Source organism: Prochlorococcus marinus str. MIT 9312, assembly GCF_000012645.1.
Classification (GTDB): Bacteria; Cyanobacteriota; Cyanobacteriia; order PCC-6307; family Cyanobiaceae; genus Prochlorococcus_A; species Prochlorococcus_A marinus_L.
This window is the reverse complement of the sequence record NC_007577.1, coordinates 176939-203312: the sequence shown is the minus strand read 5'-3', so window position 1 is coordinate 203312 and position 26374 is coordinate 176939. Positions and strand designations below refer to the sequence as shown.

At 31.2% G+C, this 26374-nt stretch carries 24 protein-coding genes; 18 read left to right on the top strand and 6 right to left on the bottom strand.

The features are described 5' to 3' along the window. Positions 1–2: 2 nt before the first annotated feature. Positions 3–1295 (bottom strand): phosphopyruvate hydratase, encoded by a 1293-nt coding sequence (gene eno / locus PMT9312_RS01060; protein ID WP_011375776.1) that lies wholly within the window; start codon positions 1293–1295, stop codon positions 3–5. Between the two features lie 265 nt (positions 1296–1560). Here eno and PMT9312_RS01055 point away from each other — a divergent pair, with 265 nt between their 5' ends. From PMT9312_RS01055 to PMT9312_RS01010, 10 genes are all read left to right on the top strand, one after another. Further along, positions 1561–4317, top strand: coding sequence for an ATP-dependent Clp protease ATP-binding subunit (locus PMT9312_RS01055; RefSeq protein WP_011375775.1), 2757 nt, complete (start codon positions 1561–1563; stop codon positions 4315–4317). Between the two features lie 61 nt (positions 4318–4378). After that, positions 4379–4621, top strand: coding sequence for a preprotein translocase subunit SecE (gene secE, locus PMT9312_RS01050; RefSeq protein WP_011375774.1), 243 nt, complete (start codon positions 4379–4381; stop codon positions 4619–4621). A 57-nt stretch (positions 4622–4678) separates the two neighbouring features. Next, complete coding sequence (gene nusG / locus PMT9312_RS01045; protein ID WP_011375773.1) at positions 4679–5290, top strand: transcription termination/antitermination protein NusG; 612 nt, start codon at positions 4679–4681, stop codon at positions 5288–5290. 67 nt (positions 5291–5357) lie between these two features. Further along, positions 5358–5783, top strand: a complete 426-nt coding sequence (gene rplK, locus PMT9312_RS01040; RefSeq protein ID WP_011375772.1) for a 50S ribosomal protein L11 — start codon at positions 5358–5360, stop codon at positions 5781–5783. Positions 5784–5849: 66 nt separating this feature from the next. Further along, entirely contained in the window at positions 5850–6557 is a 708-nt protein-coding gene (gene rplA / locus PMT9312_RS01035; RefSeq protein WP_011375771.1) for a 50S ribosomal protein L1, read from the top strand. A gap of 191 nt (positions 6558–6748) precedes the next feature. Beyond that, positions 6749–7276, top strand: coding sequence for a 50S ribosomal protein L10 (rplJ, locus tag PMT9312_RS01030; RefSeq protein ID WP_011375770.1), 528 nt, complete (start codon positions 6749–6751; stop codon positions 7274–7276). A gap of 28 nt (positions 7277–7304) precedes the next feature. After that, positions 7305–7700, top strand: a complete 396-nt coding sequence (gene rplL / locus PMT9312_RS01025; protein ID WP_011375769.1) for a 50S ribosomal protein L7/L12 — start codon at positions 7305–7307, stop codon at positions 7698–7700. Positions 7701–7747: 47 nt separating this feature from the next. Continuing rightward, positions 7748–8467: a ribonuclease HI gene (gene rnhA / locus PMT9312_RS01020; RefSeq protein WP_011375768.1), complete on the top strand. Its 720-nt coding sequence runs from the start codon at positions 7748–7750 to the stop codon at positions 8465–8467. 6 nt (positions 8468–8473) lie between these two features. Then, positions 8474–9643, top strand: coding sequence for a quinone-dependent dihydroorotate dehydrogenase (locus PMT9312_RS01015; protein WP_011375767.1), 1170 nt, complete (start codon positions 8474–8476; stop codon positions 9641–9643). 16 nt (positions 9644–9659) lie between these two features. Beyond that, positions 9660–10784 carry a pyridoxal phosphate-dependent aminotransferase gene (locus PMT9312_RS01010; protein ID WP_011375766.1) on the top strand — a complete coding sequence of 375 codons (1125 nt, stop codon included), beginning with the start codon at positions 9660–9662 and terminating at the stop codon, positions 10782–10784. On the opposite strand, the gene PMT9312_RS01005 is transcribed toward PMT9312_RS01010, so the two are convergent. Further along, a complete protein-coding gene (locus tag PMT9312_RS01005) occupies positions 10763–11854 on the bottom strand; it encodes a UDP-N-acetylglucosamine--N-acetylmuramyl-(pentapeptide) pyrophosphoryl-undecaprenol N-acetylglucosamine transferase (protein ID WP_011375765.1) in 1092 nt (363 codons plus the stop codon). The two genes, PMT9312_RS01010 and PMT9312_RS01005, sit on opposite strands and share 22 nt — an antisense overlap. Positions 11855–11895: 41 nt before the next feature. On the opposite strand from PMT9312_RS01005, the gene PMT9312_RS01000 reads away from it, so the two are divergent. Next, positions 11896–12621 carry a hypothetical protein gene (locus PMT9312_RS01000; protein ID WP_036924411.1) on the top strand — a complete coding sequence of 242 codons (726 nt, stop codon included), beginning with the start codon at positions 11896–11898 and terminating at the stop codon, positions 12619–12621. Position 12622: 1 nt separating this feature from the next. Here PMT9312_RS01000 and PMT9312_RS00995 read toward each other — a convergent pair whose 3' ends face one another. Continuing rightward, positions 12623–13831 (bottom strand): phosphoglycerate kinase, encoded by a 1209-nt coding sequence (locus PMT9312_RS00995; protein WP_011375763.1) that lies wholly within the window; start codon positions 13829–13831, stop codon positions 12623–12625. 213 nt (positions 13832–14044) lie between these two features. On the opposite strand from PMT9312_RS00995, the gene ylqF reads away from it, so the two are divergent. Together ylqF and PMT9312_RS00985 are read left to right on the top strand one after the other, a co-directional pair. Further along, entirely contained in the window at positions 14045–14917 is an 873-nt protein-coding gene (gene ylqF, locus PMT9312_RS00990; RefSeq protein WP_011375762.1) for a ribosome biogenesis GTPase YlqF, read from the top strand. Next, the gene (locus PMT9312_RS00985; RefSeq protein WP_011375761.1) at positions 14908–15867 is read left to right on the top strand and encodes an RluA family pseudouridine synthase; all 960 of its coding nucleotides are present in this window, start codon (positions 14908–14910) and stop codon (positions 15865–15867) included. Before ylqF ends, PMT9312_RS00985 begins: the two co-directional genes overlap by 10 nt. Here PMT9312_RS00985 and PMT9312_RS00980 read toward each other — a convergent pair. Continuing rightward, positions 15860–17458, bottom strand: coding sequence for an ABC transporter ATP-binding protein (locus tag PMT9312_RS00980; RefSeq protein WP_011375760.1), 1599 nt, complete (start codon positions 17456–17458; stop codon positions 15860–15862). The genes PMT9312_RS00985 and PMT9312_RS00980 overlap by 8 nt on opposite strands. A 54-nt stretch (positions 17459–17512) precedes the next feature. Here PMT9312_RS00980 and PMT9312_RS00975 point away from each other — a divergent pair, with 54 nt between their 5' ends. Beyond that, a complete protein-coding gene (locus PMT9312_RS00975; protein ID WP_011375759.1) occupies positions 17513–19822 on the top strand; it encodes a RelA/SpoT family protein in 2310 nt (769 codons plus the stop codon). A gap of 18 nt (positions 19823–19840) precedes the next feature. Here the strand turns inward: PMT9312_RS00975 and PMT9312_RS00970 are convergent, their stop codons facing one another. Beyond that, positions 19841–20284 carry a DUF2062 domain-containing protein gene (locus tag PMT9312_RS00970; RefSeq protein ID WP_011375758.1) on the bottom strand — a complete coding sequence of 148 codons (444 nt, stop codon included), beginning with the start codon at positions 20282–20284 and terminating at the stop codon, positions 19841–19843. A 66-nt stretch (positions 20285–20350) separates the two neighbouring features. Here PMT9312_RS00970 and mnmE point away from each other — a divergent pair, with 66 nt between their 5' ends. From mnmE to PMT9312_RS00950, 4 genes are all read left to right on the top strand, one after another. After that, positions 20351–21733 carry a tRNA uridine-5-carboxymethylaminomethyl(34) synthesis GTPase MnmE gene (gene mnmE, locus PMT9312_RS00965; protein ID WP_011375757.1) on the top strand — a complete coding sequence of 461 codons (1383 nt, stop codon included), beginning with the start codon at positions 20351–20353 and terminating at the stop codon, positions 21731–21733. An 82-nt stretch (positions 21734–21815) separates the two neighbouring features. After that, positions 21816–22682, top strand: coding sequence for a carboxylating nicotinate-nucleotide diphosphorylase (nadC, locus tag PMT9312_RS00960; RefSeq protein WP_011375756.1), 867 nt, complete (start codon positions 21816–21818; stop codon positions 22680–22682). A gap of 27 nt (positions 22683–22709) precedes the next feature. After that, positions 22710–24524, top strand: coding sequence for an arginine--tRNA ligase (gene argS / locus PMT9312_RS00955; RefSeq protein WP_011375755.1), 1815 nt, complete (start codon positions 22710–22712; stop codon positions 24522–24524). Further along, positions 24524–25633 carry a pyridoxal phosphate-dependent aminotransferase gene (locus PMT9312_RS00950; RefSeq protein WP_011375754.1) on the top strand — a complete coding sequence of 370 codons (1110 nt, stop codon included), beginning with the start codon at positions 24524–24526 and terminating at the stop codon, positions 25631–25633. The genes argS and PMT9312_RS00950 overlap by 1 nt, the downstream gene beginning before the upstream one ends. Here PMT9312_RS00950 and PMT9312_RS00945 read toward each other — a convergent pair. Next, positions 25630–26355, bottom strand: coding sequence for an MBL fold metallo-hydrolase (locus PMT9312_RS00945; protein WP_011375753.1), 726 nt, complete (start codon positions 26353–26355; stop codon positions 25630–25632). The genes PMT9312_RS00950 and PMT9312_RS00945 overlap by 4 nt on opposite strands. Positions 26356–26374: the final 19 nt, after the last annotated feature.

The window sequence follows — 26374 nt, the reverse complement described above, 5'->3', positions numbered from 1 at the left end:
AACTATATATTTTTGGGTCCTAAACCTAAAGCTCCAGCGAATCTTGCTTGATTTCCCAACTCCTCCTCAATTTTTAAAAGCCTATTATATTTAGCAATCCTTTCACTTCTACTCAAAGAGCCGGTCTTGATCTGACCAGATCTTGTGGCGACAGATAAATCAGCAATTGTTGTATCTTCAGTCTCACCACTTCTATGACTTATCACACTTGTAAAACCAGAAGTTTTGGCTAACTCAATAGCTTCCAAAGTTTCAGTTAATGTTCCAATTTGATTTACCTTTATTAGGATTGAATTAGCAGATTTTTCCATAATCCCTTTCCTTAACCTTTCTGTATTAGTAACGAATAAATCATCACCTACGAGCTGAACTTTATTTCCTAATTCTTTATTTAATTCTGACCAACCCTCCCAATCATCCTCTGCTAAACCGTCCTCTATTGAAACTATTGGATAATTAGAAACTAATCTTGAAAGATATGAAATCATTTCAGAACTATTTAAACTTTTTCCTTCATATTTATAAATACCATCACTATAAAATTCAGTACTAGCAGCATCTAAAGCTAAAGATACTTGCTCACCAGGAATAAATCCGGCTTTTTGAATTGCTTCTAATAATAAGTCCCCTGCTTCTTCGCTGGATGACAAATTAGGTGCAAATCCTCCCTCATCGCCTACAGCAGTAGATAGACCTTTTTTATCAAGTAATGATTTTAATGAGTGAAAAATTTCAGTACCCATTCTTAATGATTCACTAAAATTTTGAACTCCATGTGGGACAAGCATAAATTCCTGAAAATCAAGACTATTTGGAGCATGAGCACCACCATTTATTACATTCATCAATGGGACTGGAAGAAGATTGGATAATGGATCTCCAAGATACCTATAAAGGGGCACGTCTAAAGCATTTGCTGATGCTCTAGCAGTTGCAAGACTTACTGCAAGGATAGAATTTGCTCCAAGGTTAGACTTATTAAAAGTCCCATCAATTTCAATCATTAATTTATCTACTGTAGTTTGATCTAAAGCTGACAAACCACATAAAGCAGGCGATATTGTTTCATGAATTTTATTAACAGCGTTTAAAACACCTTTCCCCATATATTTTGAACCGCCATCTCTTAATTCATGCGCCTCATGAGCACCAGTGCTGGCTCCGCTAGGCACAATTGCTCTACCACTTGCCCCACATTCCAAAAATACTTCTGCCTCTACAGTCGGATTGCCTCTTGAATCAAGGACTTGCCTTGCTTCAATAGTATCAATAAGAAAATCAATAGTTTCTTTCACAATTTAATTATTACTATTTAAATCCTATTAATAGCTGAACTATTTGGCTAATATCTGAAATATATATGTTAATCAAATATAATTTTTTTTGATTTCAGAACAACTTAGATATGAATTAAGAGTTTTATTAATTCCAAACTCTACACAACCCCTTTGATAAACATGCTTTTAAATTTCATCTTACAATTTGAAAATTATTGGATGATTATTAATGCAGATTCTATTTAGAATATTAATTAATAATCAACTATAGTTTTTATAGTTTATGAGAGAAACCCTTACATCCAGTCCTGAACTTTTTAGCGATATAAGTTGGAATCTTCTTCTATTAGGTGAAGAAACCGCAAAAAAATGGGATCATAGCGAATTTAATATTGAACACATAATTCATACATTGTTCTCATCAAGAGAATTCTTTGCTTTCATTGAGAAATTATCAATCGACCAAGATACAGTTTTAGATATAACAGAAGATTTTTTAGAAGAGACACCAACAAATGAGTCAGATATTTTTACTATCGGAGAAGATTTAGAAATTTTATTAGATAATGCAAATCAAATTAAAATTCAATGGGGATCGAGATTAATAGAAATCCCTCATTTACTAATTGCTCTTGGAAGAGATTTAAGAATTGGTAATTATGTTTTTGAAGAAGGCAATCTTTCAATGGAAAAATTAGAGGAAGAATTAAAGTTTTTCCCAAATATTAATCAATCAAAAGATTCTGTTGATTATAAGAACGTAATTGAATTAAATAATCAATCTAATTTTGAATCAAGCAAAGATACTTTAGTTAAAGAGGACAAATCAGAAAAAGCTATTGTTCCATTACCTAAAAGTGAACTTCAAATCAAAACCAAAAAACAAGTTGAACAAGATGAAAATGTTCTTTTAATTTATGGAAAAGATTTAACAGAATCAGCTAAAAAAGGCTTATTGGATCCTGTTATAGGAAGAGAAAATGAGATCAATAATTTAATGAGGGTGCTCTGCCGAAGAAACAAAAATAACCCCATACTTATCGGCAATCCAGGAGTTGGTAAAACCTCAATTGCGAAATTACTTGCACAATTAATTGTAGACAAAAAAGTTCCTGATTCTTTAAAAGACTTTAAAATTATTTCACTTGACTTGGGGGCATTAGTTTCTGGGACAAAATTCAGAGGCCAACTAGAAGAACGATTAAGCTTAATCCTGCAGGAATTAAAAGATCCAAGCCAAGGAATGATTTTATTTATTGATGAAATTCACTCAATATTAAGTTCTGACAGATCTACTACAGATATTAGTAATATCTTAAAACCTTTACTAGCTGAAGGAGAACTTAGATGTATTGGTACAACCACACCTGAGAAATTTCGTGAAACTATTGAAAAAGATCAGGCATTGAATAATTGCTTTCAAAAGATAGCTGTTAATGAACCTTCAGTAGAATTGAGCGCAAAAATACTGCAAGGTATCAAAAAGAAATATGAATTACATCATGGCATCAGAATTTCTGAAGACGCAGTTAATTATTCTGCAAAACTGGCCGACAGATACATCAACGATAAATGTCTTCCTGATAAAGCAATAGATTTAATTGATGAAGCAGCTGCACAGTTAAAAATCGAGTCTAATAAAAAGCCTCAAATAATTCTCCAACAAGAAAACAAAATTTATACTATCGATGAAAAACTGAATAATTTGCAAGGTGAAAATATCGAAGTGCAAGAAAAACTATTAAATATGAAGCAACAAGCACAGTCAAAATTGAATGTTCTTTTTGAGAATTGGAATAATTTGCGGGAAAAAATGGAACAATTAGCTATCTTGATGACAGAAAAAGATAAGCTAACTAAACAAATTAAAGACAAATCAAATCACAAGATTGAAAATAATCTGAATTTTTTAGAAAAACTTGAAGAAGATTTAAGTGAAATTGAGAATGAAATACAAAACGTTGAAGAAAATTTTAATAAAATAAAGAAAAATAGAAATTCCCCTTTTAAATATCAAGTTGAACCTGATGATATCGCTGATGTTATCTCAAAAATCACAGGTATTCCAATTTCTAAAGTCGTTTCAAATGAACGTAAGAAATTAGTCAATCTTGAGAAAGAATTAAGTGAAAAAGTTATTGGACAAGAAAAAGCTATAGAAGCTGTTTCTGCTGCAATCAGAAGGGCTCGCGTTGGCATGAAAAGTCCTAAAAGACCTATTGGATCTTTTTTATTTATGGGTCCTACAGGTGTTGGTAAAACAGAATTAGCAAAGTCTCTTGCATCATCTTTATTTGATGAAGAAGAGGCACTTTTAAGATTAGACATGAGTGAATATATGGAGAAAAATGCAGTAGCAAGACTTTTGGGAGCTCCACCAGGTTATGTTGGTTATGAAGAGGGAGGACAATTAACTGAAGCTGTCAGACGCAAACCCTATTCAGTAATACTTCTTGATGAGATAGAAAAAGCTCATACAGAAGTTTTTAATATCCTTTTACAAGTCTTAGATGAAGGAAGATTAACTGATTCTCAAGGAAGGACCGTAGACTTCAAAAATACAGTAATCATTATGACAAGTAACCTAGCCGGGAAATTTATACTTGAGTATTCACAAAAGATTTCTAAGAGTGAGGGAAAGTTAGAAAAAGATCAACAAATTCTAGATGATTCTATTAGTAATACATTGTCTTCAATTTTTAGACCGGAATTTTTAAATAGAATTGATGAAGTAGTAAAGTTTGATCCATTATCTATTGATGAACTTCAAAAAATAATTATTCTACAAACAGAAGATTTAAAAAATCTGCTTCTTGAACAGAAAATAAATATCACTATAGACAAAAAAGTTATCAATAAAATTGCAAACGATTCTTACGAACCTAAATATGGCGCTAGACCTCTTAGTAGGGAACTTAGAAGACAAATAGAAAATCCCTTAGCTGCAAAACTTTTAGAGGATAACTTTAAAAACAAAAAAAATATCACAATTAAACTTAACCCCTCTAAAAAGGATGAGATTGTTTTCAGACCTAGCTGAGGAGTAAATTGATAAGCTAAAATAAAAATTAAAGCGTAAAGCTTAATTTCAAAAAAAATTTGTGACAAGTCCTACTACTAATAAAGAGCCTCTAAAAAAGGATTCCCCTAAAATTGAAGGGTCTAAAAAAAAGAAGAATTTTTTTAGATCTACTTACGATGAGCTTAAACTTGTCGTGTGGCCAAACAAACAACAACTTTTTAGCGAATCGGTAGCGGTTATAATTATGGTATCCTTTTCTGCAGCAGCCATAGCATCTGTCAGCAGATTCTATGGATGGGCAGCCTCACAAATTTTTGGTTGAATTATCCCTAAATATCCATTTTTATAAAGATCTTAATTAAGCTTCCAGTAAAAAAAAATGAGTAATGAATTGACTACAAACCTTGCTTCTTCAAAAGCAAATACTAGCATCGCAAGATGGTATGCAGTTCAAGTAGCATCAAGCTGTGAAAAAAAAGTAAAAGCAACTCTTGAGCAAAGATCAGTAACTTTAGGAGTTAATAATCGAATTATTGAAATTGAAATCCCCCAAACTCCAGGAATTAAATTAAAAAAAGATGGAAGTAGACAAACCACCGAAGAAAAAGTTTTCCCAGGTTATGTCTTAGTAAGAATGATTTTGGATGAAGATACAATGATGGCTGTAAAAAGTACTCCTAATGTAATTAACTTTGTTGGTGCTGAAGACGGTAGAGGTAGTGGAAGATCTAGAGGTCATATCAAACCTCGACCATTATCCAGACAAGAAGTTAATAGAATCTTTAAGCGCGCATCAGAGAAAAAAGCTGTCATCAAGTTAGATATTGAAGAAAAAGATAGAATCTTAGTAACTAGTGGCCCATTCAAGGATTTCCAGGGGGAAGTTATAGAAGTTTCCGGGGAAAGAAATAAATTAAAAGCATTACTTTCAATATTTGGGCGCGAGACTCCTGTAGAATTAGAATTCTCCCAAATCAATAAACAAAATTAAATTCAAATAGTTCTTGTTTATCTAGTAAAATGATGATTTTCTACCTCAGCTTAAATTCTCTAATCTAATGGCAAAAAAAATTGTTGCAGTTATCAAGCTTGCTCTACAAGCAGGCAAAGCAAATCCTGCTCCGCCTGTAGGGCCAGCTTTAGGACAACATGGTGTCAATATCATGGCATTTTGTAAAGAATACAATGCAAAGACACAAGATAAAGCAGGTTTTGTAATTCCAGTTGAGATTTCTGTTTTTGAAGATAGAAGCTTTACTTTTATCACAAAAACACCTCCTGCTGCCGTATTAATAACAAAAGCAGCTGGTATAGATAAAGGATCAGGTGAATCTTCAAAAGGCTCTGTTGGGAATATAAGTAAAGCTCAATTAGAAGAAATAGCCAAAACTAAGCTTCCTGATCTAAACTGTTCTAGTGTTGAATCAGCTATGAAAGTAATAGAGGGTACTGCTCGTAATATGGGCGTCTCAATTACTGATTGAGTTCAAGACAAAATTACTCACTATTTAGGGGAGGTTAGTTAATAACCGTTTGCACCCAAAATTACTATGAAAAAACTATCAAAAAGAATGGCGGCTCTATCAACAAAGATAGAAGATCGCATTTACCCTCCACTTGAAGCTCTTAGTATTATCAAGGAAAATGCCAACGCTAAATTTGATGAAACTATTGAAGCGCATATACGTTTAGGTATTGATCCAAAATATACTGATCAACAATTAAGGACCACAGTCGCTTTACCACATGGTACTGGCCAAAGTATCAAAATCGCAGTAATCACAAGCGGAGAGAATGTATCTAAAGCCAAGTCTGCTGGTGCCGATTTATTTGGAGAAGAAGATCTTGTGGAAAGCATCAACAAAGGAAATATGGACTTTGATCTACTTATTGCAACCCCAGATATGATGCCAAAGGTTGCAAAATTAGGACGAGTTTTAGGACCTAGAGGTTTAATGCCTAATCCTAAAGCTGGTACAGTAACTAATGATATTGCTAATGCAATAAAAGAATTCAAAGCTGGTAAGCTCGAATTTAGAGCAGATAAAGCAGGTATCGTTCATGTCCGCTTTGGAAAAGCAAGTTTTACAAAAGAGGCGCTATTTGACAATTTAAAAACCTTACAAGAATCAATTGATAAAAACAAACCAAGTGGCTCTAAAGGAAAGTATTGGAAAAGTTTTTATGTAACTTCAACTATGGGACCTTCCGTTCAAGTAGATATAAGTGCCGTACAAGATTACCAACCTGAAGGTTAACTCATTGTAGTATAATTTAAAGTGCAATAATACGGCCAAAGAAAGTAGGTTAATTTAGTTATTCTAAATTTTTAATTCCTACCGAGGATTCGTCTTAATTATTTCTTTTTGGATCTAATAAAAGCGGCCTCTTTAAAAAGGACTTTGCCGCATTTCCTGCTCTCCCTAAATTACGATCCAAAAAAACAACAATGGGCCGAACACTAGAGAATAAGCAACAAATCGTTACTGAGATTAAATCTCTCTTAAACGACTCGGAAATGGCTGTAGTTCTTGACTATAAAGGTTTAACTATCAAAGAGATGTCAGATTTGCGATCTAGATTGCAAACAACTAACGGCATTTGTAAAGTTACTAAAAATTCATTAATGCGTAAAGCTATTGATGGAGATAGTAATTGGAATGATCTTGAATCTTTACTGACCGGAACAAATGCTTTTGTCTTAATTAAAGAAGATGTAGGAGGCGCTGTAAAAGCGATCCAATCTTTTCAAAAAGACACCAAAAAATCCGAAACCAAAGGAGCTTTATTTGAAGGCAGACTTCTTAGCAATTCTGAAATAAAAGAAATTGCAAGTCTTCCATCTAAAGAAGTATTGATGGCAAAAATTGCTGGCGCTCTAAATGGCGTTGCAACAAAAATTGCTATCTCTATCAATGAAGTGCCTTCTGGGCTTGCTAGATCACTTAAACAACATTCTGAAAAACCAGAATCTTAAATTCAAAACCTAATTAACTTTTAAGAAAATGTCCGCAAAAACTGAAGAAATTCTTGAATCATTAAAATCTCTCTCACTTTTAGAAGCATCTGAGCTTGTGAAGCAAATTGAAGAGGCATTTGGTGTATCTGCTGCAGCTTCTGCAGGTGTAGTAATGGCAGCTCCAGGAGCAACTGGCGGTGATGGAGATGGTGGCGCTGCTGAAGAAAAAACTGAGTTTGATGTAGTTCTCGAAAGCTTTGATGCAGCTGCAAAAATCAAAGTCCTTAAGGTCGTAAGAAATGCAACTGGTCTAGGACTTGGTGATGCAAAAGCACTTGTTGAATCAGCACCAAAAACAGTTAAAGAAGGAATTGCTAAAGCTGATGCTGAATCTCTAAAAAAAGAGATTGAAGAAGCTGGCGGTAAGGTTACACTTAAGTAAGAGTACATTTTTTTAAGCCGATAACCTTTATATCGGCTTCAAAAATTATGAATAGCGATTGTATTGCAATTGAAGCTGCAACTGATGGAGCCTGCAGCGGTAATCCAGGTCCAGGGGGTTGGGGTGGTTTAATAATTTTTGACGATAACAGTGAATTAGAAATAGGTGGTTCCGAGCAAAATACCACTAATAATAGAATGGAATTAACTGCAGCTATAAAAACTCTTGAAAAATTAACAACCTATAAATTAAAAGAGAACTTTAAATTAAGAACCGATAGTAAATATGTAATAGAAGGGTATACAAAATGGATTATAAACTGGAAGAGAAATGGATGGAAAACAAGCGCAGGAAAACCAGTACAGAATCTTGATTTATGGCAAAAAATTGATCAATTAAGAATTAATGGCCTAATAATGGAATATGTTAAGGGTCATAGCGGGGATAAACAAAATGATAGGGTTGATAAAATAGCAACTAATTACAGCAAAGGTATATCTATAGGAAGTAACTTAAAAGAAGCAGAATCCTCAGTTGACCTTTTTGAAAAAAATGCACCTGCAGAAATTCAGGCATTATTTTCAAGAAATGAATTAATTCAAAAATTTGCAGAAAAAAGTTACTTGTTAAGTTCATTAGAACTGAGTAACTTATTGGGCAAAGAAAACCACTTAAAGATAAAACAATATTTACTTTTTGAATGGCGTAATTGGAGATTGATTCCTAAAGATAAAAAATATTGGATAATAGAAAAAAAAGAATCCTAATTTTTTATGAATGAACAGAAGGGGGTATTTAATAAACTTTATAAAAGCTTGATGACCCCTATACTAAAAAAAGACTCTGGAATAGATGCAGAATATTTAACTAATTTATCTATTAGCCTTCTATCATTCAGTTCAAGAAAACATAATTGGCCTTTAGTTTCATCAATCCTAAAAAATCTAAATGATGAATTATCTATAGTTGATAAAAGGTTAAGTCAGAACATATGTGGAATAAATTTTTGCAATCCAATTGGTTTAGCTGCAGGTTTTGACAAAAATGGAAACGCAGCAAATATATGGAAAGATTTTGGTTTTGGATTCGCTGAACTTGGTACAGTAACTAAATTTGCCCAAAATGGCAATCCCAAACCGAGGTTATTTAGATTAGCAAAAGAAGAGGCGGCATTAAATAGGATGGGTTTCAATAACAATGGTGCTGAGAATCTAGTTAAAAACTTTCTTGAACAAGGTATTGAGTTAAAAAAAAACAGGAAAAATATTTGTTTGGGAATAAATTTTGGCAAATCTAAAATTACAGGTTTATCTCAAGCAAAAGATGATTATTTAACTTCTCTAAAATTATTAATTCCATATTGTGATTACGCAGCAATAAACGTAAGTTCTCCAAATACTGAGGGCCTCAGAAAGTTGCAAGATCCAATTCTTCTAAAAGAACTTCTTAAAGAAATCAAAAAGTTACCTAATTGTCCACCATTATTTGTAAAAATTGCGCCAGATTTAAGCCTTAAAGATATTGAAGATATTTGTCAATTAATAATCGAGGAAAACATCAATGGCATAATTGCTACGAACACCAGCATTGATAGATTAGGTCTTGAGAATAGAAAGATCGAGCAAACAGGATTATTACTTTCTGAAGAGAATGGAGGATTAAGTGGAAGGCCTCTACAAAAAAAAGCAAATCAAATAATAAAACATATTCATAATTTTGATAAAAAGATTATTTTAATTGGCGTTGGTGGAATCGATAGTCCTGAGTCAGCTTGGGAAAGGATTTGTTCTGGAGCATCATTAATTCAACTTTATACAGGATGGATATATCAGGGGCCACAATTAGTCCCCAATATACTTGAGGGGATTATAAAGCAACTCAATAACCATAAATTATCTAATATAAAAGAGGCCGTTGGATCAGGTTTAAAATGGGTTGAATAAAATCAGAAGATGAATAATGAATAAATCGGACCCTAATGATTACACAAAAGAAGCCATGCATATTTCAAACTTAAAACATGGAGGAAATGTATATGCAAATGCAAAAAAATTAAATTTATTACCCTCTGAAATCATTGACGCAAGTGCCTCATTAGTACCCTTTGACCCCCCTAAAATACTAATAGATTCATTAAATGCGGAAATTAAGAATCTTGGATTTAGATATTACCCTGAGAGAAATTTGAGTGATTTGAAAGAAATAATTGGTGAATTTCATGGAATAAATCCAGACAATATATTACCTGGGAATGGTGCTTCTGAGCTAATAACCTGGGCAGGTTATGAAGCATCCAAATTTAAAATCAATTGTATTCCTTCCCCAGGCTTTGTTGATTATGAAAGATCTTTAAATTGTTGGAATAGCAATTTCATAAATTACGAATTACCAAGAAACTGGAATAATATTTTTCCTCAATCATTTCCAATTTCCCCTAAAGGTGATGTTATTTGGATAACAAATCCACACAACCCTACTGGCCAATTGTGGTGTAAGAATTCATTAGAGGCAATTATAAAAAAATATAAATTAGTTATCTGTGATGAAGCTTTTTTATCAATAACACCTAATGGGGACAAAGAATCTTTAATACCATTAACCAAAAAATATGATAATTTATTAGTCTTGCGGAGCTTGACCAAAATCTTCAATATTCCTGGTCTTAGATTAGGTTACGTTATCGGTTCTTCGAAAAAACTTAAGCAATGGAAAATGAATAGAGATCCTTGGCCATTAAATTCCTTTGCCATTAAAGCCGGAATTGACCTACTAAATAATAATAAATTCTATGGAGAATGGATAAGGCAGATTCATAGCTGGATAAAGAATGAAAGAGAGATAGTCTATGACAAACTATCAAAAATAGAAAACCTTAAAGTTCATAACTCTTCAACCAACTTTTTTTTAATAGAAAGTAAAACATCTTTGTCGCCGAATATTAAATACTTAGAAAATAAGGGAATATTGCTTAGAGAATGCACTTCATTTAGATTTCTTGACGAAAAGTGGGCAAGAATAAGTTTGCAGAATAGGAAAAATAACACTCTTTTATGTAAAGAAATTCAGAATTCCTTTAAAAAATAATTAATAAATTTTTTAATCTCATTGTTAGATTTAATTTTATTATTATTTTCCATGTTCTTCTTCATGAGATCTAATATTTCATAATGATTTTTTCCCTTTTTTGATTTTATTTTAAAAATTCTTTCTAGAGTTTCTTCAAAAACTTCTTTAGAAATTTTATTCTGATTGATTAAAACTGAGCCTCCACTTTCAGCAAGAATCAATGCATTTTTCTCCTGATGATTATTTTTAGAATCTGGATATGGAATTAAAATTGAAGGTTTTTCAGCCTCTATTAGTTCATTGATTGTTCCTGCTCCAGATCTAGATATTACAAGATCACAGTTTTGAATTAAAGCTGCTATTTCATTAGTAAATTTCTTTTGAATATAATTTTTGGAGTTTTTTACATGAAAAGGTTGTTGATTAGATTCGCCAATAATATGAACTATCCGAAACTGTTTTTTTATTAAAAACTCTAGAGATTCATAAAGAATTTGATTTATAGCTTTTGCTCCTTGACTACCTCCCATAACAATCAAAAGAGGTCCTCTTCCTTTTGGAACCCATTCTGGCAAAAAATTAAATTTATAGAATTGCTCTCTTAAAGGTGTTCCAGTGAAAATAGTTTTACAATTTTTTAAATAAGAATTTGTTTTCTTAAATCCTAAAAGAACATAGTTACATAAAAAACCAAAATATTTCGTGACCATTCCTGGAATTACATTTGATTCATGAATAATGATAGGTATCCTGAGAAGTTTTGAAGCAACAATAGTAGGTGCTGATATATAACCGCCAGTCGTAAAAACTAAGTTAATTTTTTTTTCTTTTAAGATCCTAATTATTTGGAAAGTTGAAATTAAAATTTCTATATATTGATAAAACAAAAAAATATTTTTTCTTGGTGTCTTTATATTCAAAGTCCTCAAATTATATTTTTTGGGAATAAAATTTGCATCAAGTCTTTGACGAACACCCAACCAATGAATATTCCATTCATCTTCCACCTCTTTAGAAACGGCTAAGGCTGGGAAAATATGCCCCCCTGTCCCACTAGCTGCAACTAATAAATTATTTTTTTTAGACATAAAAACTTAAATTAGTAGAATTAAAATAACCAATGATTAATATGTTTAATTTAAACTTATTCAAAAATATAGGATTTCTTCTCTACTTATTTGTTTATCTTATTATTCCCTATTCAGCAATAACGCAAACTTTAAAAGTTGATTTCATAAGAAATCTAGAAAACTCATTAAATGCAAGAGATTTAGAATTCATTAGAAAAAATTTTAGAACTGAAGAAAGCCAAAATATACCAAAACAATTTTCAAAGATTATTAATGATTTCCCTAACAGCAAATGGAAGATCAAAAGATTAAAATCTAATATTCCAAATGAAGATATTTTGCGAATAAAAGTTTCTGGGGAAAAAATAGTGAATGGAGAAACTTATATACTCGAATCCAATTTTGATTATTTATTTTCAATCGTAAATGGGAAAATAGATGAAGGGATTATCAAAAATTTATTCACAACTATAAGAAACGATAATAAAAAGATAGATATTAGTTTTAAAATTCCTGATAGAGTTCTTACTGGTTCAAAATATGATATCGATATAATTCTAAATAAGCCTCTTGAAGAAGTTATTATTGCTGGAGCTATAAAACCTCATCAAGTTAATTCATTTTTTGAACAAGAAATATTATTGGAGCCATTGGCGTCTGGAGGGATTTTCAAAATAACAAGAGCCCCTTCAAAACCAGGGATACAAATTTGGTCAGGAATAATAGCTCACCCTGAGGGAATGATTACTTTCACAAAGAGCATTGATATTGTTAATGAGATATAGCCTAAGCGTCGTTTAACGCAGCTACTCCTGGTAAGGTTTTACCTTCTAAAAGTTCCAAACTTGCGCCACCTCCAGTAGATATATGAGACATTTTCTCAGCTAATCCTGCTTTCTCTACTGCTGCGACTGAATCTCCACCACCAATTATTGTACAAACTTCAGAAAAAGCACTTAAGTCCGCAAGAGTCGTAGCTATTGCATTTGTACCGTCTGCAAATTTATCAAATTCAAAAACTCCCATTGGACCATTCCAAATAATTGTCTTACATTCTGCAAGAGCATTCTGAAAAACTTTAATGGAATCTGGACCAATATCGAGACCCATCCAATTCCCACTAATTGAATCAATTTGGGATATTTTACTATTGGCGTCCGGAGAAAATTCATCAGCTAAAACAACATCAGTGGGTAATAATAATTCTACTCCTTTTGCTTTTGCTTTTGCTTCTAAATCTTTAGCAAGCTCGAGTTTATCTTCTTCTACAAGGCTCTTTCCGACATCTAAACCTCTAGCTTTATAAAAAGTGAAAATCATACCTCCACCAATCATGATTTTGTCACACTTATCTAGTAAAGAATCAAGTACTCCTATTTTGCTACTAACCTTTGATCCTCCAACTATTGCTGCCAATGGACGCTTTGGGGAATCTATTGCTCCCTGTAAGTATTTCAATTCTTTTTCTAAAAGGAATCCAGCTACTGAGGGACTTAAATAATTAGTAACTCCCTGAGTTGACGCATGAGCTCTATGAGCAGCACCGAAAGCATCATTTACATACATATCTGCATGTGATGCTAATTTTTTAGCAAACTCCAAGTCGTTCTTTTCCTCTTCACCAAAAAAACGAACATTTTCAAGTAAAAGAACATCTCCATTAGATAAGCTATTTGATTGTGCAACTGCTTCATCACCAATACAACTGTTAGTAAGTGCAACATTTTGCCCCAACAATTCACTTAATCTTGCTGCTACTGGAGTTAATCTCATTTTTTCATTTACCTGACCTTTTGGTCTACCAAAATGAGCAGCTAAAATAACTTTTGCAGAATGATTAATAAGATATTCAATAGTTGGGATCGCTGCGCGAATACGCGTATCGTCGGTTATTTGACCATCTTCATTTAATGGAACATTAAAATCTACTCTTACAAGAACTTTTTTTCCTTCTAAATTTGTCTTATCAAGACTGGAAAGAGATAATTTTGACATTAAACAAGCTTAATTTTTAATCTTAAGACCCTAACGTTAATTTGGGCTTATTGGGTTAAAAAGTAGTTACTGTTACCTATGCCTTAATAAATTTTAAGAATTAACGATTATAAAAATTTTTTAGTCATTAAATTTATACTAAACTTTAGAAGTAAATACTTTTGAAACTTATAAAAACTAAAAGGAATACAAAACTTTATTTGATTTATTGAAGTGGACATACCCAAAATTCAATGGTACCCAGGCCATATCGCAAAAGCAGAAAAGAAATTATCTGAAATTATCAATAAAGTAGATTTAGTTATAGAAGTTAGAGATGCACGAATTCCTTTGTCAACAGGACATCCACACTTAAATAAATGGATAAATAATAAAAAACATATTCTTGTTATTAACAGATCAGACATGATCTCCCATAATACAATCAATAGTTGGAATAATTGGTTTAATGCTAAAGATCAATATCCTCTTTGGTGTGATGCTAAAAGAGGAATAGGTATTAAAGAAATTTGTAAGTCAGCCAAAGATTCTAGGTCGTCAATCGACGATAGAAGACTCTCTAGAGGAATGCGAATTAGGCCAATTAGAGCCCTTACACTTGGTTTTCCAAACGTAGGAAAGTCAGCATTAATTAATAGAATTGCAAAAAAAAGAGTTGTAGATAGCGCTAGGAAAGCAGGCGTGACTCGTAATTTAAGATGGATAAAATTAGACAGTGGTATAGATCTGCTAGATGCTCCTGGAGTTATACCTCCAAATTTAGAAGATCAAAAATCAGCACTTAATCTTGCACTATGTGACGATATTGGTGAAGCTGCTTATGAAATAGAGAGTGTCGCAATTGAATTTATCAAAATTATATCCACTCTCAACAAAGATAAGAATGCGAATATTTCAGTTAAAAAAATATCGAATAGATATGGAGTTGATATTACAAAAGGCTTTAAGAGTCCTTCTGCTTGGATCGACGAAGCAGCTTCAAAACATACCTCAGGCGATAAAAGGAGAATGTCTCATAAGTTATTAGAAGATTATAGAAATCAAATGCTGGGTAAAATTGCTTTAGAAGTCCCACTATGGAATTAAATAATCAAAATTCTTTCGGCATTGGAGAAGGCGAGCGTATAGAAATTATTTATGAGCTACCTCTTCCTATGAGGCTAGACAGATGGTTGGTAAGTAAAAGGCCAGAACAAAGTAGAGCAAGAATTCAACATTTTATAAATTCAGGTTTAGTACTTGTAAACTATAAGACCGCGAAAGCAAAGACCCCATTAAAAAATGGCGACAATGTTCAAATATGGATGCCTCCTCCAGAACCTCTTATTTATTTGAAACCTGAAAAAATGGATTTAAATATCCTCTTTGAAGACAAGCACATTATAGTAATCAATAAACAATCAGGACTAATTGTTCATCCAGCCCCTGGACACAAATCTGGAACTTTAGTGAATGGATTACTTTTTCACTGTAAAGATCTACCTGGAATTAATGGGAAACTAAGACCTGGGATTGTTCACAGATTAGATAAAGATACCTCCGGATGTATGGTGGTTGCAAAAAGCCAAGAGGCATTAGTAAATCTCCAGAAACAAATTAAAGAAAAAATAGCATCACGCGAATATATTGCAGTCATTCATGGAGCACCTAATTCTGAAGAAGGCCAAATAGTGGGACACATTGGCAGAGATAAATTAAATAGATTGAAATATAAAGTAGTTGAAGAAACTACAGGAAGGTATGCCTGTACCTATTGGAAATTAGAAGAAAGATTTGGCAATTACTCATTAATGAGTTTCAAACTAGATACGGGGCGAACGCATCAAATAAGAGTTCATTGCGCTCACATTAATCATCCAATTGTAGGTGATCCGTTATATGGAAGATGTAAAAAACTACCATGTCAATTAGATGGCCAAGCTTTACACGCTATAAAGCTTGGACTTATACATCCAATAAATGGTAAAGAAATGATATTTGAATCAGAATTACCATTAGATTTTCAAAAATTACTAAGAGTTCTTAAAGTTAAATAAGATTTAAAGAGGAATTTAGAAGCGATTTTGTATACATGTTTTGAGTTTCAGTGAATATTGTAGAACTTTGTCCTTCATCAACTATCTTGCCGTGATTCATGACTAACAACCTATCACAAAATCTTTTAGCAATGCCTAAATCATGAGTAATAAAGATAATCGTTAAATTCATTTTTTCTTGCAAGAATCTAAGTAATTCAAGAATCTCTATTTTCACTGAAGCATCCAACATATTTACGCTCTCATCACAAATCAAAATTTTTGGTTTCAACAATAGCGCTCTGGCTAATGAAATTCTTTGCAATTGACCACCAGATAATTGGCTAGGATAAGAATTAAAAAAATCATTGTTTAAGGGAAGATCTAAATTTCTTAACATTAATTTTATTTCTTTTTCGATTTTTCTTTTATCTGAAATTTTTTGCATAAAAAATATATCTTCCAAAATATTTTTAATTTTCATTTTCGGATTCAAACTTGAAAAAGGATCTTGAAAAATGATTTGCATATTATTGTTCTTTTTAAAAGATTTATTTTTTTTCGATGCATGATTTTTATCATAAATTTTGATTTCACCACCTCTTACTTTAAGAAGTCCAATTAAAGCCCTACATAATGTACTTTTACCGCTCCCTGAAGAACCAACTATTCCAAGAGTCTCATTCTCATATAACTTGAAACTAACTTCATTTAAAGCCTTATTCCATTTATTAATGAAAATTGAAGAATTTAATTTATACCAATGTCTTAGGTTATTCACCTCTAGAACGACCTCATCTCGAGCATTATTTTTCGTATTTGGTTCTAATACTATTTTTGAAGCATTTACTAACTTTTTCCCGATATCTGATTTTGGTGATTGAAAAATATCTAATATATTCCCTTTTTCAACAATCGATCCCTTTTCAATTATTGCAACTTTTTTACACCACTTTGCTGCAAGATTTATATCGTGACTAATTAAAATTAAAGTAGTATCAAATTCATTACATAGATGAATTATTTCTTGCATAATTTCAAAACTTGTTTTGGTATCTAAGCTTGTTGTAGGTTCATCAGCTATTAATAATTTAGGTTTCAAAGCAAGTGCCATTGCTATAGAAACTCTCTGTCTCATTCCACCGCTAAATTGATGTGGGAAAGAATCAAGTCTACTTTCTTCAATTCCTACTTTTTGAAAAACTTCTTTTACTAATTTTTTAATAAGTACAGATGATTTAGTTTGATCATGCGTTTTAAATAATTCATATAAATGATCCCCAACACTCATTAACGGATTAAGTTTTTTTATAGAGTCTTGATAAATAAATCCAAAATTCTTTCTTCTAAATAATTGTGCATCTTTATTATTTATTTTCCTAGGATCTACACTAGAAATAGATAAATACCCTTTAGAAGTGGCCTTTTCAGGCAATATATTTACTAAAGTTTTTGCAAAAGTGGTCTTTCCACATCCAGAAGGTCCTATTATGGCCAAATGATCTCCACTATCTATTTCCAAATTAAAATTTTTGATAATAGGTTGCTTTTTTAAACCATATTTAACAGTAAGATTTTTAACTAAAATAATTTTTTCTTTATTTATTTCCATGATTTATAGCAAATTTTTCTAGACCTAAATAAAATACATCTAAAGCAATATAAAATGTCTGAGGCAGCTGCAAATTCAAAAGAAAAAAACGAAATTGAAGTTTCCAAAACCATTTTGCCTGAAAATAAAAAATATGAAAGTGAATCTTTGAATTATCAAATAAAAATTCCCGATTGGCTTCTTAAAGATATTCATAATTTTGAAAAATCAAATAAAGAAAATGATGAGAATCAAAACCTTTTAGTAAAGGCTTTTAAACTTGCTTATAAAGCTCATGATGGACAATTCCGCGCGAGTGGCGAGCCATACATTATCCACCCGGTTGCTGTTGCAAATCTCCTCAAAGAAATAGGTGCTAGTACATCTGTTATTGCTGCAGGCCTTTTACATGATGTTGTTGAAGATACTGGCATTGATTTATCCGAAATAGAAACAAATTTTGGATTAGAAGTAAAAATACTTGTAGAAGGTGTAACAAAATTAGGAGGCATTCACTTTAACAACAGGACTGAAGCACAAGCTGAAAATCTTAGGAAAATGTTTTTGGCTATGGCCAGCGATATCAGAGTTGTTTTAGTAAAACTTGCAGATCGACTTCATAACATGAGAACAATTGAATGGCTAAATGATGAGAAAAAACTAAGAATAGCAAGAGAAACAAGAGAGATTTATGCACCATTAGCTAATCGACTAGGAATAAACAGATTTAAATGGGAATTAGAAGATTTAGCTTTTAAATTCCTAGAGCCTAAAGAATATAAAGATCTTAAAGATCAAATCGCTGTTAAAAGAAGTGATAGAGAAAAAAGATTAAAAGTAACTTTGAATCTTATGAAGGAAAACTTGGTTTCAGCAGGTTTGAAAAATTTTGAAATAACAGGCAGGCCAAAACATCTTTATGGCATCTGGAGCAAAATGGAAAGACAACAAAAGCATTTTCACGAGATTTATGATGTTGCTGCCCTAAGAATTATCGTGGACAATTCTGATAGTTGTTATAGAGCTTTAGCAGTGGTTCATGATACTTTCAAACCAATTCCAGGTAGATTTAAAGACTATATAGGATTACCAAAACCCAATGGATACCAGTCCTTACACACTTCTGTGATTGGAAGACATCGACCTATTGAAGTTCAAATTAGAACTACTTCCATGCATCAAATTGCTGAATATGGTATTGCCGCTCATTGGCAATACAAAGAGGGTGGTTCTCCTGCTAAAAGTAATGCCGAGAGATTTAATTGGCTAAGACAATTAGTAGAATGGCAACAAGAAGGTAATGAAGGGGATCATAATGATTATTTAGCTTCAATTAAAGAAGATTTATTTGATGAAGAAGTATTTGTGATCACTCCAAAAGGAGATGTTGTTGGTTTAAGGAAAGGATCTACCGCGATAGATTTCGCCTACAGAATTCATTCTGAAGTTGGAAATCACTGTAATGGAATAAGAATTAATGAAAAGCTTTCTCCATTATCTACAGCACTTCAAAATGGTGACTTCATAGAAATTTTGACAAGTAATAATGCTACTCCAAGCTTGGATTGGCTGAACTTTGTAGTTACGCCAACTGCTAAAAATAGAATCCGCCAATGGTATAAGAAAAGCCATCGTGATGAAACGATTAAAAGAGGTAGAGATTTACTTGAAAAAGAAGTAGGTCGAAACGGTTTTGAAGCATTAATTTCTAGTGAAGCCATGAAAAAAGTTGCAAATCGATGCAATTTAAAAACTTCTGAAGACCTTCTTGCATCTCTTGGTTTTGGTGGTTTAACTTTGCATCAAGTATTAAACAGACTAAGAGAAGAAATAAAATTACAGACAGAAGATGTAAAAAATGATTCTGACTCTGAAATAGCAAAATCTCTTAAAAGTAATAGTAATTTATCCACTAATAAATCTAATACGGCAGCTAGATCACCAATTTCCGGGATAGAAGGTCTTGATTACAGAATAGGTAAATGCTGTTCCCCACTCCCAGGCGAAGATATAGTCGGCACAGTATCGCTCGGCAACCATGGGATAACCATACATAGGGAAGATTGTGAAAATGTAATACCAATTCCAATAGAGAGAAGATTACCTGTTGGTTGGAATCAAGATAATAAAACTGGCGATAATAAGTTTCCAATTCAGCTACGAATAGAAGTAATTGATAGAGTTGGAGTTCTTAAAGATATTCTTATGCGGTTATCTGATAAAGGTATAAACGTTAGCGATGCCAATGTTAAAACTGCTTATGGTAAACCAGCTATTATAAATCTTTGTGTAGGTCTTGAAAGTTTTAATCAACTTCACAAAACAATTGAACAAATTAAATCAATGGCAGATGTTTTAGATATTGCCAGAGTTGGACAAAGTTAATTTTAAAATCAGATCTATCTATCTTTTACTTTTTATCTTGTAGATAAAGAAAACAATACTGCCGCAAATCAAAGCTAATAAAATACCTACACAAGATGAACCTAAGAGTAATTTCAGGGAAAAAATTCTACCTTGTTTCCATAAGTCATCAATAACTAAACCTTTTTCAAGAATTTTATTAGAAGAATTAGTTAAAAAAATCGAACCAACTTTATAGTTAAAATAATAAAGTGGAATATAAGTAAAAGGGTTGCTGATCCAGGTACCAATTGCAGCTAGAACAATATTTCCCTTAGCTATTTTAGCAAAAAATACCCCTATTAAAGTCTGAAACCCAAAAAAAGGAAAGCAGCCACTAAATACCCCTATAGCTAAACCTTTAGCATTAAAGAAAGGACTTCCATTCTGATTCCTAAATAATGATAGAATTTTCTTATAGGTAATATCTCTTTTAAATCTCATTCAGAAAGAAAATTTCAAAATTAAATTCTTGATAATCTTACTTAATTATCCATAACAAAGCTAGAGATGGATTCGATCGTTACTACAGAAGATACCATAGCCGCAATTGCTTCAGCTATAAGTATAGGGAAAGGAGGAGTTGCGATAATAAGAGTATCAGGGAAAGACTCAATAAATTCTTGCAAAAAGATTGTTCAAACTAAATCTAAATATGCATGGGAATCACATAGAGTTTTTCATGGTTTTATTCTGGAAAATAAACAAAATAAATTTATAGATGAGGTTTTAATTTTAGTAATGAAATCACCAAATAGCTTCACAGGAGAGGATGTTGTTGAACTTCATTGCCATGGAGGAATAATCCTAGTAAATAAAGTTCTACAGAGATTATTATCTAGTAATTCTAGAGTTAGACTTGCAAACCCAGGAGAATTTAGTCAAAGAGCTTTTCTTAATGGGAAAATAGACCTTACTCAAGCCGAGTCGATTAATCAATTAATTAATGCAAGCAATACCAGATCAGCAGAGCTAGCTTTTAGTGGGGTTCAAGGGAAAATAAAGAAAAAAATTAATGATATTAAAAATGACCTTATAAATCAACTTTGCGAAATAGAAGCAAGAGTTGATTTTGAAGAAGACTTCACAGATTTTGATTACAACAAATATCTAAAAAACATTAAAAAAGTAAAAGAAAAAATAGAATTACTAATAGAAAATGCAAAAAGAAATTCATATATTCACAATGGAATATCCATTGCCCTTATAGGTAAAACGAATGTTGGTAAAAGCTCTTTACTAAATTTGCTTGCAAAAAAAGAGAAGGCAATCGTAACTAATATTCCTGGAACAACTAGAGATGTTATTGAAGTTAATTTAACTATTAATGATATTCCAATGAAAATAATTGATACTGCTGGCATAAGAGAAACTCATGAACAAATTGAAAGTATTGGAATTAAAAAAAGTTTTAGGAAAATTAAAGAGTCAGATTTTATAATTTATATTTATAGTCTTGAAGAAGGATTTAATAAAGAAGACAAAAAAATAATACAAGAAATCCCCAAAGAAAAATTAATTACTATTTTGGGCAATAAAAAAGATTTAATTGATTGCAAAAATATTAATTCAAATGAGTTAAAAAACACAATTCTTATGAGCATTAAGAATAATGATGGCGAAAGATTATTAATCGACACAATCATAAAAAAATGCGGATTAAAACAAGTAGAAAATATCAATATATTTTTAAACGAAAGACATCTAACAAATTTGTCTTCTTGCCTATCTAATTTAAATGATACTGATGTAATAATTAAAAATAAATTGCCATTTGATTTGTTATCAATAGAACTGAGAGATGGAATTCAAAACTTATCTAAAATAACTGGTCAAGAATTAACAGAGGAACTTCTAGATAATATTTTTTCTAAGTTTTGTATTGGTAAATAAATTTGAGTTAAATTACATAGTGATATATAGTTGATTCTCTAACTTCAGTTTAATTTTTATTAATTAATTATTTTTTAGTTTAGTGGATTTAAATACTCCAATAATAAGTAAGATCATTGATAATTGGATCGATGAAGATATAGGTAGGGGAGATCTTACAAGGCCTTCTATTACAGAAGAGAATGGTAATGCATATTGGATTGCAAAAGAAGGTGGTATATTTTGTGGTGTCGAAATCATAAAAGAAATTTTTAAAAAAATTGATTTAAACATCAGTTCAAAATTTAATATCTCTGATGGAAATCAATTTTTTAAAGATCAAAAACTCCTGGAAATATATGGACCTTCAAAAAGTTTGCTAGCCAGTGAAAGAATAGGCTTAAATATAGCAATGCATTTATCTGGAATATCAACATATACAAAGAATCTTGTAAATAAGTTAGAAGGTACAAATATAAAATTAGCAGATACTAGGAAAACTACTCCTGGCTTAAGAATATTTGAAAAATATGCATTCAAATGTGGAGGTGGAGTGAATCATAGAATGGGATTATACGATGCAGCTATGATAAAAGAAAATCACATTGCATGGACAGATAATCTTAATAATGCAGTAAAAAAAATTCGACTAAATTCGCCTTTTACAACTCATATCATAATTGAAGCTGAGAATATCGAACAGGCAAAAGAAGCAGTATTAGCAGGAGCAGATAGTGTCTTATTGGATGAACTTAGCCCTGAAATAATCCAAAAAAACGTTCAAGAATTAAGAGATTTATCAATGAATAGCTTAAAAAAAGAAGTCAATAAAAATTTGATAATAGAAGTTTCTGGAATTAACCCTAAAGAAATTAGTAAATATCTAATAAAAGGTATTGATTTGATTTCAACAAGTTCTTCAATTACCAAAAGTAATTGGATTGATTTAAGTATGCGTTATATTAATTAATTATATAGATAAATAATTGAATAATTAATGCTAATCATTTTTAAAGAATTAACAAAACAATTTGAACAATCTCTTTTAGATAGTCTTGAAAAAAATGATAAAAGAGGAGAATTCGACAATCTTAGAAAAAATTTAGTTACACAATCATCAAAAGAAGAGTTTGGTGATTATCAATGTAATGTTTGTCTATGTTTATCTAAAATATATAAAAAGAAACCACGAGAAATCTCTGAAGATTTTGTTTATCTTTTAAATAAAAATAAAAGCATATCAAAATTATGCAAGAGTCTAGAAATAGCAGGACCTGGATTTATAAATATAAAATTAAAAGATGAAGTTCTAATAAATGAAATCAAATCAAATATTCAATGCCCTAGGGCTGGCATACCTCTAATTAAAAAAGATTTAGATAGTGGTTTGTCTAATAAAGTGATTGTAGATTTTTCTAGTCCGAATATTGCTAAAGAAATGCATGTAGGGCATTTAAGATCAACAATAATAGGTGACTCAATATCTAGAATTTTCGAGTTAAGGGGTTATCAAGTATTAAGACTCAATCATGTTGGTGATTGGGGAACACAATTTGGAATGCTTATTACTCAGCTCAAAGATTTATATTCAAATGATCTAGAAGAAATAGGAAAGATCAAGATAAGTGATTTAGTTGAATTTTATAAAGCATCAAAAAAAAGATTTGATAATGAATCTGAATTCCAAAAAAGATCTAGGGAGGAAGTAGTCAAGTTACAAAGTGGAGATAGTAAATCTATCCAAGCCTGGAAATTGTTATGTGATCAATCGAGAAAGGAATTTGATGAAATCTATAAAAATTTAAAAATCAAAATAAAAGAAAGAGGTGAATCTTTTTATAATCCATTTTTAAAGTCAGTTATTGAGGATTTGAAGTTTAAAAAAATACTCATAGAAGATCAAGGAGCTAAATGTGTATTTTTAGATGGGATGACTAATAAAGAAGGCAAACCTTTACCGCTAATTGTTCAAAAAAAAGATGGCGGTTTTAATTATGCCACCACGGATCTTGCTGCCATAAGATACAGATTCAATAAAGCGCCTAATGGGGATGATGCTTCAAGAATTATTTATGTAACTGATCATGGACAAGCAAATCATTTTGCTGGAGTTTTTCAAGTTGCAAAAAAAGCAAAATGGATCCCAGATAAGTGTCAAGTAGACCATGTACCTTTTGGATTAGTTCAAGGAATTGATGGCAAAAAACTTAAGACAAGAGAAGGTGAAACAATACGTCTAAAAGATTTATTAAATGAAGCGGTTAGAAGAGCTAAAGAAGATCTATTGAAAAGATTAGAAGATGAAGATCGTTACGAGACCGAAGAGTTTATTGCAAATACTTCAAGAATTATTGGATTAGGAGCTGTTAAGTATGCAGATTTAAGTCAAAATAGGATTACTAATTATCAATTTAGTTTTGATAAAATGCTTTCCCTTAATGGAAATACTGCTCCTTATTTGCTATATACACTTGTAAGAATTTCAGGAATTAAAAGAAAAAATGATTTTGTTTATGACTCTGAAGATTTTCAGTACATAAATTATGAACATAAATCTGAGTGGAAACTTATCAGAAAATTACTTAAGTTCGATGAAGTCATAATTTCTATTGAAAAAGACTTAATGCCAAATAGACTATGCAATTATCTGTTCGAGCTATGTCAAACTTTTAATAGATTCTATGATCAAGTTCCAATACTCAAAGAAGAAAAAAATATAAAAATTTCTAGACTTAATTTATGTGACCTAACTGCAAAAACACTAAAATTAAGCTTAGAGCTTTTAGGAATTGAAACTTTAGAAAGAATGTAATGAATGATTTTGATCCATTAAATAATCTTTTCCCAAAACCAAGAGAAGAAATAATAAATATGCAGTCTTACTCTGCACCTTTAGAAAATAGAAGAAATTTACTCCGCTTAGACTTTAATGAAAATACTTTAGGTCCAAGTCCTAAGGTTTTAGAGGCATTACAAGCGATAAAATTAGATGAGATTTCAATTTATCCAGAATATAATTTTTTAAAAAAATTTTTATGTGATAAATATCTTGATTCAAGAAAATTTGGTAATGATGAAATCGGAATTTTCAATGGAGCAGATGCAGCAATAAATGCAATTTTCAATTGCTTTGGAGAAAAAGATCAAATATTTCTAACCACAAATCCAACTTTTGGTTACTATTCTCCTTGTGCAGAAATGCGAGGAATGAAAAAAATAAGTTGTTCTTACATTGGAGAAAATTTCCTATTCCCCATCGAAGAATTTAGGGAAAAAATAATAAAGCATAATCCAAAGTTAATATTTATTTGCAATCCAAATAATCCAACAGGAACGGTTATAAGCTCTCAGGAAATAATTAACTTAGCTAATATCAATCACGATTCATTAATAATTGTTGATGAACTATATGAAAAATTTAATGGAGATAGTCTTCTTGAATCGATAGATTTTGAAAAGAATAACAATATACTAATAATCCAATCTCTTTCAAAAACTGCAGGTTTAGCTGGTTTAAGAATAGGTTTTACTTTTGGCAATAAAATTTTAATACAGTACATTAATAATGTTACAGGACCATATGATGTAAATAGCTTTGCTATAACAGCAGCATTAGCAGCACTTAAAGACAAATCATATATTGATAATTATGTTTTAGAAGTAAAAAAGGCGAGAGAATGGATTTTAAATAAATTTAAATCAACAAAAATCAGAACTCACTTTAGTGGAGGTAATTATTTCTTAATTTGGCCAATAAAAGATCCTAAAATCTTAATACAAAAGATGAGAGAAAAAGGTATTCTTATTAGAAGTATGGAAAACAAAAAAGATATTGGTGACTCAATAAGGGTTAGTATTGGAACTAAAGAACAAATGATTTTTTTCTGGGAAAATTACAAGATCTTAGATTTAATAAATTAATTACTGAAAATATAAATTGTATTTTGATCGATTCTTTTAGGTTTTATTTGAAAATCTTTTCCAACATATTTTACTTGAAAATCTTTCATATTTTCGATAAATAAATCAGCATTTGAGAAGTCACATTCTTTATTAATTTGTTTGCCACGTTCAAAGTGAACAGGAATGACTACATTAGGTTTTAAGATCTTAACTATTCTTGAGGCTTCTTTCCCATTGTAAGATTTTATTCCTCCTCCAATTGAAATAAATAAGATATCTGGATGAGACAAAATAATTTGACTATTTATATCAATATCACCAGCAGCTCCTCCCATATGAACAATTTTAAGTTCATTCTGCTCCCAACTCCAAACAGTTGCCATCCCAAATCTTCTTCCATCTACTCTGTCATGTGGGACAGAAATTCCATTTAATAAAATATCCTCAAATTTATAGATTCCTGGCTCAACAAACATTAATTGATCATTAGGATTATATCCTTCATCTGAAAGCCTAGAACTAGCTAAAATAAAATCTACGTTAACTTCTTTTGGCTCCTTTAAATTACTTGCACAACCTATTGCTTTAAAGGGATTTATAAGAATAGATTTATCTGCACTATTAATTAAAAAACTACTATGTCCCAAACTTTTTATTACTAAATCCCTTGCCAATAATGAGGTAGGTAAAAAAAAGCTAAATAGTATCAAAAATAAAAAGTTTTTAATTTGAGAAATCATAATATTAATTTTTTTTTAT